The sequence below is a fragment of the Komagataeibacter sp. FNDCR2 genome, assembly GCF_021295395.1.
In the GTDB taxonomy this organism is placed as follows: Bacteria; Pseudomonadota; Alphaproteobacteria; order Acetobacterales; family Acetobacteraceae; genus Komagataeibacter.
On record NZ_JAIWOU010000001.1, the window covers coordinates 252,770 to 266,953 of the forward strand.

At 59.6% G+C, this 14,184-nt stretch carries 11 protein-coding genes; 9 read left to right on the forward strand and 2 right to left on the reverse strand.

All coding sequences use genetic code 11. The features are described 5' to 3' along the window. Window positions 1-184: 184 nt before the first annotated feature. The 8 genes from LDL28_RS01180 to LDL28_RS01215 all read left to right on the forward strand — a co-directional run bounded on the left by LDL28_RS01180 (window position 185) and on the right by LDL28_RS01215 (window position 9,842). Entirely contained in the window at window positions 185-982 is a 798-nt protein-coding gene (locus LDL28_RS01180) for a phytanoyl-CoA dioxygenase family protein (RefSeq protein ID WP_233056826.1), read from the forward strand. Continuing rightward, window positions 979-1,845: a transporter substrate-binding domain-containing protein gene (locus tag LDL28_RS01185; protein ID WP_233056827.1), complete on the forward strand. Its 867-nt coding sequence runs from the start codon at window positions 979-981 to the stop codon at window positions 1,843-1,845. Before LDL28_RS01180 ends, LDL28_RS01185 begins: the two co-directional genes overlap by 4 nt. A 9-nt stretch (window positions 1,846-1,854) precedes the next feature. After that, window positions 1,855-2,565, forward strand: coding sequence for an amino acid ABC transporter permease (locus tag LDL28_RS01190; RefSeq protein WP_233056828.1), 711 nt, complete (start codon window positions 1,855-1,857; stop codon window positions 2,563-2,565). Beyond that, complete coding sequence (locus tag LDL28_RS01195; protein WP_233056829.1) at window positions 2,562-3,344, forward strand: amino acid ABC transporter ATP-binding protein; 783 nt, start codon at window positions 2,562-2,564, stop codon at window positions 3,342-3,344. The genes LDL28_RS01190 and LDL28_RS01195 overlap by 4 nt, the downstream gene beginning before the upstream one ends. A 30-nt stretch (window positions 3,345-3,374) precedes the next feature. Then, window positions 3,375-4,793 carry a cytosine permease gene (locus tag LDL28_RS01200; protein WP_233056830.1) on the forward strand — a complete coding sequence of 473 codons (1,419 nt, stop codon included), beginning with the start codon at window positions 3,375-3,377 and terminating at the stop codon, window positions 4,791-4,793. 232 nt (window positions 4,794-5,025) lie between these two features. Beyond that, window positions 5,026-7,410, forward strand: a complete 2,385-nt coding sequence (locus LDL28_RS01205) for a TonB-dependent receptor domain-containing protein (RefSeq protein WP_233056831.1) — start codon at window positions 5,026-5,028, stop codon at window positions 7,408-7,410. An 87-nt stretch (window positions 7,411-7,497) separates the two neighbouring features. Further along, the gene (argE, locus tag LDL28_RS01210; protein WP_233056832.1) at window positions 7,498-8,655 is read left to right on the forward strand and encodes an acetylornithine deacetylase; all 1,158 of its coding nucleotides are present in this window, start codon (window positions 7,498-7,500) and stop codon (window positions 8,653-8,655) included. Between the two features lie 77 nt (window positions 8,656-8,732). Beyond that, window positions 8,733-9,842 (forward strand): S-(hydroxymethyl)glutathione dehydrogenase/class III alcohol dehydrogenase, encoded by a 1,110-nt coding sequence (locus tag LDL28_RS01215; RefSeq protein ID WP_233056833.1) that lies wholly within the window; start codon window positions 8,733-8,735, stop codon window positions 9,840-9,842. Window positions 9,843-9,907: 65 nt separating this feature from the next. Here LDL28_RS01215 and LDL28_RS01220 read toward each other — a convergent pair whose 3' ends face one another. After that, on the reverse strand, window positions 9,908-11,092 hold the full coding sequence (locus LDL28_RS01220; RefSeq protein WP_233056834.1) for a zinc-dependent alcohol dehydrogenase: 1,185 nt from the start codon (window positions 11,090-11,092) through the stop codon (window positions 9,908-9,910). Between the two features lie 318 nt (window positions 11,093-11,410). Between LDL28_RS01220 and LDL28_RS01225 the strand changes: the two genes are divergently transcribed. Further along, window positions 11,411-12,766: an 8-oxoguanine deaminase gene (locus LDL28_RS01225; RefSeq protein ID WP_233056835.1), complete on the forward strand. Its 1,356-nt coding sequence runs from the start codon at window positions 11,411-11,413 to the stop codon at window positions 12,764-12,766. A gap of 103 nt (window positions 12,767-12,869) precedes the next feature. On the opposite strand, the gene LDL28_RS01230 is transcribed toward LDL28_RS01225, so the two are convergent. After that, the gene (locus tag LDL28_RS01230) at window positions 12,870-14,114 is read right to left on the reverse strand and encodes an MFS transporter (RefSeq protein WP_233056836.1); all 1,245 of its coding nucleotides are present in this window, start codon (window positions 14,112-14,114) and stop codon (window positions 12,870-12,872) included. Window positions 14,115-14,184 lie beyond the last annotated feature (70 nt).

The following is a 14,184-nucleotide window of genomic DNA, read 5'->3' on the forward strand; positions in this document are numbered from 1 at the left end:
AGCGAAATTTATTTCGCGGTCGGGCATGGCGGATTTCTCCTTTATCTGCCTTATTTTGCTTTGTTTTCAGGGTTAAATATTCTTTTTTGTTTCGTATAAGTGTTGACGTATCTTGTACAGACAACATAAAATCGTTTCATTCTTGCTCATACAGGACGGCCGGAAAATGGAACAGATGGTCTCAATGCTTCCTCTGACCGAACAGGCGGCGACCTTCCGGGAGAATGGTGCGGTCGTGCTGCGGGGCGTGTTCGCCCCATGGGTCGGGACGTTACGTGCGGGTATCGACCGCCTGATGGCGGATCCCAGCCCCCTTGAACGTTCCTACCAGCCCGCCGGCTCGGCGCCTTTTTTTCAGGATCTGTGCAACTGGCGGCGCATTCCCGAATTCCGCGATTTTGTCGAGAACTCCCCGCTGGGCCGGATCGCGGGTGAACTGCTGGGCGCGCATGAGGTGCGTTTTTTTCATGATCATGTGCTGGTGAAGGAACCGGGCACCTCGCTCGTCACCCCCTGGCATCAGGATCGTCCCTATTACTGCGCCCGTGGCCCGCAGACCATCAGCTTCTGGATCCCGCTGGATCCCGTGCCCGCCGCGAATGCGCTTGAATGCGTGGCCGGTTCCCACAGGTGGGGGTGCGACCACAGGCCCATGCGCTTTGACGGCACGCCGCTTTATGCGGTCGATGATAGCCCGCCCATGCCCGACATCGATTCGGCGCGGGAGAACTACCCTATCCTGAGCTGGGATATGGAGCCGGGCGATGCCGTGGCGTTTGACTTCGGCACCGTTCATGGCGCCGCGGCGACTGTGGAGGCAACCCACCGGCGGCGCGTCTTCTCGGCGCGGCTGGTGGGGGATGACGCTGTTTTCGTCTCCCGTGACGGGAAAGGTTCGCCGCCTTTCGCGCATCTTGCCCTGCATGACGGTGACCCGCTGACGGGTGCGGATTTCCCTGTCCTTTATACGGAACCGACGTGAGGGCGGCCTTCCTGCTTGCAATGGGGCTTCTTGCGGCAGCTCTGCCGGTGGAAAGCCGCGCGGGATGCCTTGATGATATCCGCAAGGCCGGGGTCATGCGGGTCGGGAACGGGCTGCTGGGGGCGCATCCCTCCCTGTGGCAGGATCGCGATGGCGTCTATCATGGCATAGATGCCGATCTCCTGTCCGAACTGACACGGCGCATGGGGCTGCCACGTTCGGAATTCATCATTACGGAATGGTCAACCATCATTCCCGGCCTCAAGGCGGGGCGATGGGATATCGTGCTGTCGGATGTCAATATCACGCAGGAGCGTGAGGTGATGGGGCATGTCCGCTTTTCCATGCCGTATTTCATGCTCTATGATTATGTCATCGTGCCGGATGATTCCCCCATCCATTCACTGGCCGACCTGAAGGGCAAGACAATCGGGTCCGTGCTGGGCACCAACGATTCCGCCACGGCCCATCGGCTTGTGGCGCGGGGGATTGGCGCCGCGGTCGCGGATTACGACACGTTTGGTGACCCTTTCCTCGCCCTGCGCAACCGGCAGATTGACGCGGTCGTGGTCGATCAGGCCACGCTGCATTCCCAGCAGGCGCATTTTGCGGGCCTGCGCACGGTGGGGGAGCCGGTTTTCTATGTGCCCAAGCAGGAATGGGCCACCGCCCAGGCCGCCGCCCCCTACAGGCTGGGCAGCGAGGGGGTTGTGGTGCGACTTGCCTGCGTCGACCTGCTTGCCGCCATAAACCACGCCCTGAAGGACATGCACGAGGACGGCACGATCCGTACGATCCTGCAACGGTATGGCGTGTGGGAACCACAGCAGGACCATCTCGTCAAAACACCTGGACAGGACTGAGCGGGATCCATGCACAACTTCCTTTTTTACGAGATCCCGGAACATTTCCCCTTCCTGCTTCAGGGCGCGCTGGTTACGGTCGAACTGTCGCTGATCTCGATGCTGCTGGGCACGGTGCTGGGGTTTTTCCTTGCGGTCGGCCGCCTGTCGGCCCGGCGCGCGCTGCGCTGGCCACTGGACGCCTTTGTCGAGGTCGTGCGTGATACGCCGCTGATCGTGCAACTGCTGCTGATCTATTTCTCCCTGCCTGAAGCCGGCATCGTGCTGAGCGCGTTCTGGGCGGGCATCGCGGGTCTTACGCTCAACCTCGCGGCCTATCTGTCGGAGGTGTTCCGGGCGGCCATCGTGGCGGTTGACAGGGGCCAGCGGGAGGCCGCGATCTCGCTCGGCATGTCGCCGGTGGGTGTTTATCGCCGGGTCATCATTCCGCAGGCGGCGCTGGCTTCCCTGCCTACGCTGGGGGGCTATTTCATCGCGCTGCTCAAGGACTGTTCGCTGGTTTCGTTCATTTCGGTCAATGAACTCCTCCGCCATGCCACGATTGTCATTTCCGATACGTTTGACAGCATGAACACGTATATCATGGTGGCGATCATCTACTTCATGATGAGCTTTATCAGTGCGCGGATCATCCGCTACATCGAATTGCGGCTGACCCCGTCGAACCGGCGGGCCACTATCAGCATACCCCTGACCATGGACAAGGAGGGCGCGCGATGAACGACCAGTTCAGCCCCCCCGTGCTGAGCGTGCGCCAGATGCGCAAGACCTTTCGGGGCAATGCGGTCCTCCGGGGCGTGGACCTGACCCTGCATGAAGGCGAGATCGCGTGCCTGATCGGCCCCAGCGGCACGGGCAAGTCCACCATCCTGCGTTGCCTCAATTTCCTGGAGCGGCCAGATGGGGGGGAAATCACGTTTTTCGGGCAGCATCTATGCTCGGAAGATGGTAACAGCAATATCTTCCGCATCGCCCCGCCGCGCACCCTGCAGGCCGCGCGGGCGCGCATGCCCATGGTGTTCCAGCACTTCAACCTGTTTTCGCACCGTACGGTCATGGAAAACGTGGTGGAGGGGCAGGTTGTCGTGCTGCGTCGCGGCAGGGCCGAGGCACGCGACCGGGCGCGTGACTGCCTGGCCCGCGTGGGCATGCTGGACCGTGCGGATTTTTATCCCGACCAGCTTTCAGGCGGGCAGAAGCAGCGTGTCGGCATTGCGCGCGCGCTGGCCATGTCTCCGGCGCTTATCCTTTTTGATGAACCGACCAGCGCGCTGGACCCCCAACTGGTGCAGGAAGTGCAGGGCGTGATCCGCGACCTGTCGGCGGAGGGCATGACCATGCTGATCGTGACCCATGAAATGCGATTCGTACGCTCGATCGCGCATACCGTCCATTTCTGCGAAGGGGGCCGCATAGCGGAGAGCGGGTCGGCCACCGAAATATTCGGCGCCACTGCGCCGCCCCGCATACGGACCTTCATGGAGGTGGCCCATGGCTGACAGGAACCGCTTTTACGATAGGGCGCACGCATGATGATCACCCACGGTACGAAAACTGAACCGCACGCAGACCTGATCGAGGATTTCCTGCCCGAAAAAACCGTTGAATTCCAGACGATCTATCCGGTTGCGGTGTCGGAGCGGCATGGGCGCGCGCGTGACCTGCTGGCGCTGTGGTTTGGCGCCAATATGACCATGCTGACCGTAACGACGGGCGGCGTCATGCGCGGGACATTCCACCTTACGCCGCTCACCGCCATCATGGCCGCTATCGTCGGCAATCTGGTCGGTGGCCTGTTCATGGCGCTGCATGCGGCGCAGGGGCCGCACCTTGGCATACCGCAGATGGTGCAGTCGCGCGCGCAGTTCGGCATGTTGGGCGCGGCCCCCATGACCGCGCTGATCGTCATCATGTTCCTGGGGTTTTCCGCCTCCAACCTTGTGCTGGGCGCGCAGGGGCTGGCCACGATGGATGGCCATCTCGGCGGCACGCCGGGCATGCTTGCGGTGGCGTTCCTTTCGCTGGTTCCGGCGGTGCTGGGCTACCGGGCCATCCATGGCGCGACCCGTATCGTATCGCTGCTGTGTGGGGCGGCGGTGCTTATCTGCCTGGTCGTGGCGCTGTGGCACGTGCCCCGGGGCGGGGCGTGGTGGGTCAGTGACGGGCATGACACGGTACAGGGTTTCCTGGGGGCCATGTCGCTCGCGGCCCTGTGGCAGATCGCCTACGCGCCCTATGTTTCGGATTATTCGCGCTACCTGCCCAGTAGCCCGGCGGGGGAGCGGCAGGCGTTCCATGCCAGCTACTGGGGGTGTGTGCTGGGGTCGTTCGTTGCCATGCTGGTTGGCGTGGTGACGGGGGCGGATGTCGCCGCCGTGCTGGGGCGGGAACTGGGGTGGCTGGCGGCGCCTGTTATCGGGGTGCTGTCGCTGGGCATCATTATCGCCAATGCCATGAACCTTTATTGCGGGGCGTTGTCTTCCATTACCGTATTCCACACCCTGGCCCCCCACCGGCATTTCGGGCGTGGCTGGCGCGTGGCGATATCGGTTGTGCTGCTGCTGGTCGCGACCGTGCTTGCGGTTGGAATGGCGGGGCAGTTCGACAAGGCCTATGCCGGGTTCCTCCAGTTGCTCATGGCCATCATGGTGCCGTGGTCGGCCATCAATCTTGTGGACTATTATGTGTTGCGTCATGGCAACTATGACCTGCCATCTTTCTTTGCTGCTGATGGGGGGGTGTATGGTCGCTTCAACATGCGGGCAATACTGTCTTACGTTTTCGGCCTGATCGTACAGGTGCCGTTTCTGGCTAACGAACTGTATATGGGGCCATTTGCACAGGCATTTGGCGGGGCCGATCTGTCGTGGGTGTTCGGGCTGGCCCTGACCGGGCTTGTCTATGTTGTGGCAATGCGCGGCACGGGGCGCGGAAAAACGACGGACTGATTGCGTTTCCGATACGAATCTTATTGACTATACTCGTATAGACAACCTAGCCTGTCTGTAGAACAGATCAGGCTCCGGGTCCCGGGTCGCACATTTCCATAATCTCATGCTAACGAAGGCGCGGCTACTGCCTGCGGTTAAGCGTCGTATGTAGAGGTCAATAATGATGCGGAATATTTCGTTATCAAAATTATGTCTCTTTTCCACCACGCTCGTCACCATCGGAACCGGCGTGGCATCGGCACAGGCGGTTCCGCAAGCCAGCGAGAAAGAAGGGACCGGGGAACACGCCCCCCGCCGGACTGCCGCCCACGCCACGAAACCGGCCAGCGACCACACCGCCGCGGGAAACAAGGAGGGGGTCTATCTCAGCTCCACCTCCGAAACATTCAATGTCAGGTCACGCCATGTCTCCCATGGCGCGCTTGTAACCGTCAGCCAGAAGCTGCTGTCACAGGCCCCCGCCGGGACCAACCCGCTCAAGGTCCTGTCCCAGTTGCCCGGCGTCATGTTCCAGTCCGCCGATGCGCAGGGTGTGGATATCTGGTCCGAACAGATTTTCATGCACGGTTTCCAGCAGCAGGAAATCGGTTTCACGCTCGATGGCATGCCGTTGGGGGAGCAGTCGCTGCGAAACTATAACGGTTTCAATGCGCTACTCGCCATCTCGTCTGAAAATGTCGGGCGTATCGACGTGTCCCAGTCCGCTGGCGCCGAAGATATTGCGGCCACCAACAACCTTGGTGGATCGATGGCCTATGTCTCACGCGATCCGTCGCACAAGATGGGGGGTACGATCAGCCAGGGGTTTGGCAGCTTTGCCAATTACCATACGTTCGTGCGGCTGGAGAGTGGTGACCTGAACCGTACCGGCACGCGTTTCTATACCTCCTACAGCCGTCAGGACGGGCAGATCTGGAAGGGAACGGGTGAGCAGTTCGTACAGCAGGTCAATGCCAAGCTGGTCCAGCCGCTGGGTGAGGAAAGCTCCCTGTCCGCCTATTTCGACTGGGCCGACATGCACCAGTTCTCGACCCCCGATGCCTCGCCCGAAGTGATCCAGAAGGCCGGTTACAACGTAACCAACTATTATAACGGCAGGCAGAGCGGGCTGCAGGCTGCGATCAACGCGGCCAACGGCATTTTCCCATCATCCTTTTCCGGCCTGCAGGATCCCGAAGATTCGGCCTATTATGACGCCGTTCTCAACAGCGAGGACTATTTTGGCGGTGTCAAGGCGCATATCAAGCTGTCGCATAACGTCATGTGGGACACCACGGCCTATGGCCATGGTGAAACCACCCAGTCCACATGGACCACGCCCTATTATCCCTCGCCCAATGGTTCCCCGCTTTCCGAACTGCGAAAGGCACCAGGCATCCGCCGCTACGGCATTATTTCACAGGTGCATTACGATACAAGCAAGAACCAGCTTTCGGGCGGTGTATGGTATGAAAACAACAGCTATCAGTCGCCTGAATACGACTTCCAGATGCCCAATATCGTGGATGGCCAGTTGACGCAGGCGCTTCCCAACCCGCTGAACTACTGGAAGCATCCCTTCGCCGAGATCTATAATCAGGATTACAACACCAATACCTTCACGGCGTTCGTGCAGGATACCTTCAGGCCGATCCGGCACCTGGCCCTGCATTTTGGGTTCAAGTCCGTTCTCAGCACCACGCGTGTGGGGAATGGTTACGCGAACCAGGATTATTATGGCGCGGGCACGGAACTGGCCAGTGGTGTCGGCCTGACCACGGCCAAGCCCTTCCTGCCGCATATCAGCGCGGACTGGCACTTCATGAAGAATCATGAACTGTTCTTTGATATTTCGGAAAACGTGCATACATACGCCCAGTGCGGCTACAGCCTCTGCGCCTCGCCCTTTGCCGTGACCCAGCAGGCGTTCAACGCCGAGCGTTCCAACATCCACCCCGAGACGGACTGGACCTATGCGCTGGGCTATCGTTATTCCACCCAGTTTGTCGGGCTGTCGCTGTATGGTTACCGCACGAACTTCAACAACCGCCTGCAGCAGATCACGTCGGGACCGGCGGTCAAGCCCCTGTCCACGGTGGCGAACGTGGGTGGCGTGACGATGAACGGTGTGGATGCTGCCCTGACGGTCATGCCCATCCATAACCTGACATTCACCAACAGCTTCAGTTATGACCACGCGACGTATGACAACAACCTGATGGATGGGGGCACGCTGTATCACACCCGTGGCGTGCAGGTTATCAACTATCCGCGCTTCATGTACAAGACCCGCCTGTCCTACGCCTATGGGGGCCTGACGGCCTATGTCGATGCAAATTACAACAGCAGCCGTAACTACAGCTACGTGGGCGATGTAAAGATCCCGTCTTACTGGCTTGCCAACCTGGGCGTGCAGTATAACCTCAGCAAGATTGGAGCGATCCACCGCAAGCTTTCCCCCGCCAAGGATCTGACCTTGTCCTTCAGCGTGACCAACCTTTCGAACTCCCATTATATTTCGACCATGGGTGAAAATGGTAATCCGCTCAGCATTTCCAAGGGTGCGATGGCCTACCAGTCCTTCCTGATCGGTGCGCCGCGGATGTTCTTCGGTTCGCTCAGTGCGAATTTCTGATAGCGTATAGGATCGGTAACAACAGTCGGTGTACGCTTTCAGGGCCTATGCCGACTGTTTTGCTGTCTCGGGAGTATTTTCCTTTCCATGACCGCCATGCCAAGTCAGCACACCCTTGACTGGATCACGCGCCTGATCGCGCATGAAAGTATTTCCTCCCGGTCCAACCTAGCCCTTGTTACGGAAGTCGCCGCGCATTTCCGCCAGTTGGGCATGGTGGTTGACCTGACACAGAACAACGCCGGCACCAAGGCCAACCTGTTCGCAACATTGCCGGGGCGTAAGGGCGCGCTGCATGATGGGCTGGTGCTGTCGGGCCATACGGATGTCGTGCCCGTGGCGGGACAGGACTGGACATCGGACCCGTTTGTCGCCTCCATCCGCGATGGAAAGCTGTATGGCCGGGGGGCATGCGACATGAAGGGCTTTCTGGGGATCGCCATTGCGCTTGGTGAGGAGTTTGCGCAAAAACGCCCTGAATATCCGCTTCATTATGCCCTGTCGTTTGATGAGGAACTGGGCTGCATCGGTGCACCGCTGATGATCCGTGACATTGTCGCGCGTGGCTACCACCCCCGTGTCTGTCTTGTGGGGGAACCTACGGACATGACGCCGGTCACGGCGCATAAGGCGTCGCGCGTGTTTGAGTGCCGCGTGCATGGCCGGGCCTGTCATTCCGCCAGCGCCGATGGGGTGAACGCCATTACATATGCCGCGAAGATTATCAATTTCCTGGATGGGATGGCGGTGGCCTTCCAGCACGAAAACCGGCAGGACCCGGATTTTGACCCGCCTTACACCACGTTTTCGGTCGGTACGATCGAAGGCGGGCTTTCCACCAATACGGTGCCGGATCTGTGTGATTTCAGCTTCCAGTTCCGTTCCCTGCCACACGAGGATAGTGAGGCGATAGAACGGACGATCAGGAATTATATTGACCACGAGATCGTACCGGCCATGCGGCGCAACCACCCGGATGTGGGCGTGACTTTATACAGGCGCGCCAATGTGCCCGCCCTGTCCGGTCGTTATTGTGAGGCCATTGACGATATACGGAATACACTGGGCAACAGGCAGTGTAGCTGCGTTTCGTATGGAACCGAGGCCGGGCTGTTCCAGCAGGTTGGGATTGATGCGCTTGTCTGTGGTCCCGGTTCAATAATGCAGGCGCATAAGGCGGACGAATTCATTTCTTTGCAGCAGCTTGCCGATTGTGAGGAATTCCTTCGCAATATTGTTGTCTAGGGTTTTCTGTAAATCCATTTATTCGCAGGATAATTATTTTCCTGATCGAGGGAATGTTTGAAAAAAGGAGAAAATGCGTGAAATCACGTGCCGCCGTTGCGTTTGAAGCCGGGAAGCCTCTTGAAATTGTCGAAATCGACGTTGACCCGCCGCGTGCGGGTGAGGTGCTGATCAGGATTACCCATACCGGCGTATGCCATACCGATGCCTTTACACTGTCCGGAGATGACCCGGAGGGTATTTTTCCCGCAGTGCTTGGGCATGAGGGCGCAGGCATTGTCATGGAAGTTGGCGAGGGTGTGACCAGTGTAAAACCGGGTGATCATGTAATTCCGCTTTATACGGCGGAATGTGGGGAATGCCTGTTCTGTAAATCCGGCAAGACAAACCTGTGCGTATCGGTCCGGGCGACGCAGGGCAGGGGGCTTATGCCCGATGGCACGACACGCTTTTCGTACAGGGGCAAGCCCCTGTATCATTACATGGGGTGTTCGACATTCAGCGAATATACGGTCGTTGCGGAAGTATCCGTGGCGAAAATCAACCCGCAGGCCAATCCCGGGCATGTGTGCCTTATGGGATGTGGTGTTACGACCGGCATCGGGGCCGTGCATAACACCGCCAGGGTCCAGCCGGGTGAGTCCGTTGCCGTATTCGGTCTGGGCGGTATAGGCCTTGCCGTTATCCAGGGCGCGCGACAGGCCAGGGCGGGGCGGATTTTCGCCATCGACACCAACCCGGACAAATTCGAGCTGGCAAAAGCGTTCGGCGCGACGGATTTCCTCAACCCGAAAGACTACGACAAGCCAATCCAGCAGGTTGTTGTGGAAATGACGGGCTGGGGCGTGGACCATACCTTTGAATGTATTGGCAATGTCAATGTCATGCGGGCGGCGCTTGAATGCGCGCATCGGGGATGGGGGCAGTCCATTGTCATTGGTGTGGCCGGGGCCGGGCAGGAAATATCCACCCGCCCGTTCCAGCTTGTCACGGGACGGTCATGGAAGGGATCCGCGTTCGGTGGCGTGAAGGGGCGCAGCCAGTTGCCCGGCATGGTGGAAGATGCGATGCGGGGCGACATCCAGCTTGAGCCTTTTGTGACGCACACCATGCCGCTGGAAGATATCAACGAGGCGTTTCGCCTGATGCATGAGGGAAAGTCCATCCGCTCTGTCATTCATTACTGAACGGGCGTATTCCCCGGCTTTCGGTGTAAGGGGGCACTGTAACGGCCCTTTTGGGAATCTCGGGTTCAGTTTCCGTCAGGGTGAAAGACTACCTTGGTGCAATTGTCTTTTTTGTCCCTGAATTTCTCATACAGGGCCGGACCATCTTCCAGATTTGTGGAACGATGGCTGATGACGAAGGACGGGTCGATCTGCCCGTTCTGGATCCGCTCCAGCAGTGGCCCGAGATATTTCTGCGTATTGGTCTGACCGGTGCGCAAGGTCAGCCCCTTGTTCATGAGAGCGCCGATCATGACAGGGCCCAGCACACCGGCATAGACACCCGGCATCGACACGATTCCACCCGGCCGACAGCCAAGAATGGCCTGATTAAGCGCGAAGGGCCGCTCCAGCGTCGTGGCGGACAGCAGGGCCGAACCGACCTTCTGCATCATGGTGTCAGCACCATGCGCTTCCATCCCGACGGCTTCGATCACCGCATCCGGTCCGAGCCCGCCTGTCATGTCGACAAGCGTTTCCTGAATATTCCGGGTGCGGAAATCTATGGTTTCAGCCCCGCCCGCCCGCGCCATCGCCAGTCTTTCGGGTACTTCATCTATGGCGATGACGCGCTTTGCACCCAGAAGGAAACAGGACCGGATCGCCATCTGTCCAACCGGCCCACAGCCCCAGATCGCGATGGTTTTCTCGGATTCCGGGGTAATTTCGCAGTTTTCAGCGGCCTGATAGCCCGTAGGGAAAATATCGGAGAGGAACAGGACCTGTTCATCCTCCAGTCCTTGCGGGATCACGATCGGCCCGACATCGGCATGGGGGACACGCAGATATTCCGCCTGTCCGCCTGCGAAGCCACCCGTAATATGGGAATAACCAAACAGGCCCGATAATGGATAACCGAAGGTTTCAGCCTGCTGGCGACCGTTGGGATTCGTCCGTTCGCAGCAACTCCAGTTACCCCATCTGCACTGCCGACATGCGCCACAGGAGATGGTGAAGGGCACGACAATACGGTCCCCGACCGACAGGCGGGTGTTGTCCTTTCCGACTTCGACCACTTCTCCCATTGTCTCGTGGCCAAGAATGTCGCCGCGCTGCATGGTTGGCATCATGCCGTCAAGCAGGTGAAGGTCAGAGCCACAGATGGCGCAGGCCGTCACCTTGATGATGACGTCATGGCCATCGACAATGACAGGGTCAGGCACGCTTTCGCATGTGATCCTGCCTTTTTTCTGCCAGGTCAGTGCTTTCATGGGACATCGTCTTGCTTCGTGTTGATACGAAACAGACGCGCGCCACGTGCCGTGGTTTTCCCACAATTTCAACTGGAGGCGTTTTCCCGGGAGACAGGATTCCGAAGCGCACGGTTTTCTGGCGTCTGGCGGTGGGGGATCGCGGCATGTTTCCGGGCAGTCGTTGCATTGCACGGGACGGCAATGATAGGAATGGTGCCCGTAAACGCCCGTTCGATACCCATGCGATGACGATCCGGACCCGCCACGTCCGGTACAGGGCTTCATCACGACGGTACGGTAACCGTCTCATTCCCGGTATTGAACGAAGGCACGCGCATGATCACTGATCTCCTGATTACCGACGCCTACATCTATGTGGACCGCAATCGTGAAATTCCCGGTGGCTGGATCGCCATAAAGGATGGGCGCATCCATTCCGTTGGCGAAAGCGCCCAGCTCCCCCCAGCCGCCAGCAGGACAATTGACGCGCGTGGCCAGTTGGTCACGCCCGGTCTGATCAACGCCCACCACCATATGTACCAGAACCTGACCCGGTCCTATGCCCCGGTTACCAATGGCACGCTGTTCGAGTGGTTGCAGGGCCTGTATCCCCTCTGGGCCGGGCTGGATGAGGAATCCGTCTATCTCTCCACCTTTGTCGCCATGGTGGAACTGTTGATGGGGGGATGCACGACCTCCATGGATCATATGTATGTCCATCCCGGCCCCAACCTGATCGATGCACAGTTCCGCGCGGCGCATGAAATCGGCTTCCGTTTCCACGCCACGCGGGGATCAATGACACGCTCGGTCGAAGATGGTGGCCTGCCACCGGCATCGGTCGTGCAGGATGAAGATACAATCCTTGCGGATAGCGAACGCCTGGTCGGCAAATTTCATGATCCCGCCCCCGGCGCCATGGACCGTGTGGCCCTGGCGCCATGTTCCCTGTTCAGCGTGTCCGAACGGATCATGCGCGAATCAGCCGCCATGGCCGAGAAGCATGACCTGCGCCTGCATACCCATCTTGCGGAAGACAGGGATGAAGATACTTACTGCGCCGAGGTGTACGGCTGCACCCCGACCGAGTATCTTGAACGGGTGGGCTGGGCCTCCCCCCGCTCATGGGTGGCGCATTACATCTATCCATCCCCCGGCGAAATCGACCGCCTTGCCCATGCTGGCGTGTGTACGGTGCAATGTCCCTGTTCCAACATGATGATTGGTGGCGGCGCGGCAGATGCCATGAACCTGCGTGCGCGGGGCATGCAGGTAGGGCTCGGGTGTGATGGCTCGGCCTCGACGGATCATGCTTCAATGTGGCTGGAAACGCGGATGGCGCTGCTTTTGGGCCGTTTCAGGAATGGCCCCCATTCCATGTCCGCCCGCGATGCGCTGGATATGGCGACGCAGGGCGGCGCCGCCTGTCTGGGCCGGACAGATGAACTGGGTCATTTGCGTCCCGGCGCCTGCGCGGATCTGGTTATCTGGAAAATGTCTGAATTTGCCCTAGCAGGGGCCCTGACCGACCCGGTGGAAGCGTGGCTCCGCTGTGCGCCAGCAGTAGCGGGCACGACCATCGTCAACGGGAAAATCCTGGTGGAGGACGGCGTGCCCTGCCTGTCGGGCCTGAACGAGATCCTGCGCGCCCATATGCGTGAAGCCAGCCGTATCCAACGTCTGACCCGGTAAGGATGTAATGCTTATGACATGGCTGGTAAAATGACATCTCCAGCACACTCGCTACGGTCCTGAGCAAAGCGGGGAAGGCCATGATGATGGTGGCCAGTCATACTCATTCACGGCTCATTACGACCTCTCGCGCCTGTGGTTTCGGTACTACGGCATGGGTGGCGCTGGTCAGCGGGTGGGGTGTGCTTTCACGGGGCTCAGCCTGCTGTCGGGAATAATATTCCGCCAACCCCACCAGCCCCAGCCCGATAAAGGCAAAACAGGCAGACAGGACCGGCAGCCCGGCATAGGACCAGTGCGTCTCCACCATATGGCTGCCTGCCCACGCGCCAATTGCGTTGCCGAAGTTGAAGGAACTCTGGTTCATGGCGGCGGCGATGTTGGGCGCGGCCCCCGCGCAGGCGACCACGTATGTCTGTAGCGGAGCCATGGGCGCATAGATGAACACCCCCCACAGGAACAGCAGCGCAAGACAGACCCATGGGTGCAGGCTACCAGGCACAAGCAGGACCTGTACCACCGCCACGGCGGCCATTAGCCCCGCGCAGGATGGCAGCATCTTCCAGTCCGCCAGCCGTCCGCCCAGCAGGTTGCCCAGACAGAGGCCACCCCCGATCATGAGCAGGATACCGTCGATCATGCGCGTGCTGAAACCTGTGCGGATCTGCAGGAAGGGGGAGATATAGGTAAACAGGGTAAACATGCTGGCGGCGGTACAGAGCGAAACCAGCATCATGGTCACGACAAGCGGATGCAGCATGGCCCGGAACTGCGCCGCCAGCGCAATGGCGGGCCCGCTGGCCCGGTCCTGCGGGATCCATATCCACATGGTGGCCCATGCGATTAGCCCGACCGCGCAGATCAGCCAGAACGCCATGCGCCATGATGTCAGTTGGGCCACGACCGTGCCCATCGGTACGCCAAGGATCATGGCCAGCGTCAGTCCGATATAGACGAGGGAGAGCGCCTGCGCCCTCCTGTCGGGCGCGACGACCTGACATGCTATGATTGAAGCCGCGCCATAGAACGTCCCGTGCGAGAACGATGTCAGCACGCGCGCCAGCATAAGGCTGCCATACCCCGGCGCCATGGCGCTGCATGCATTGCCCGCGATGAATATTCCCATTGTCAGCAGCAGTGTCGCGCGCCGTGACAGGCTGTTGGTCAGGATTGACACGAGGGGGGAGGCGATGGTCACCCCGATGGCATAGCCAGACACCAGCAGTCCCGCCTGTGCGATGGAGACGTGCAACCCGGAGGAAAGCTGCGGCAGCAGCCCCATGACAATGGTTTCGGTAGTGCCGAGGCCAAATGCCCCGATGGCAAGGGCCAGCAACGCAATGGGCAAGGCAGGTGTCCTCAGTTTACGGTGGCAGCCTGTTATAACGCCCCTAAATTATTACAATGCCCGCTCGGTA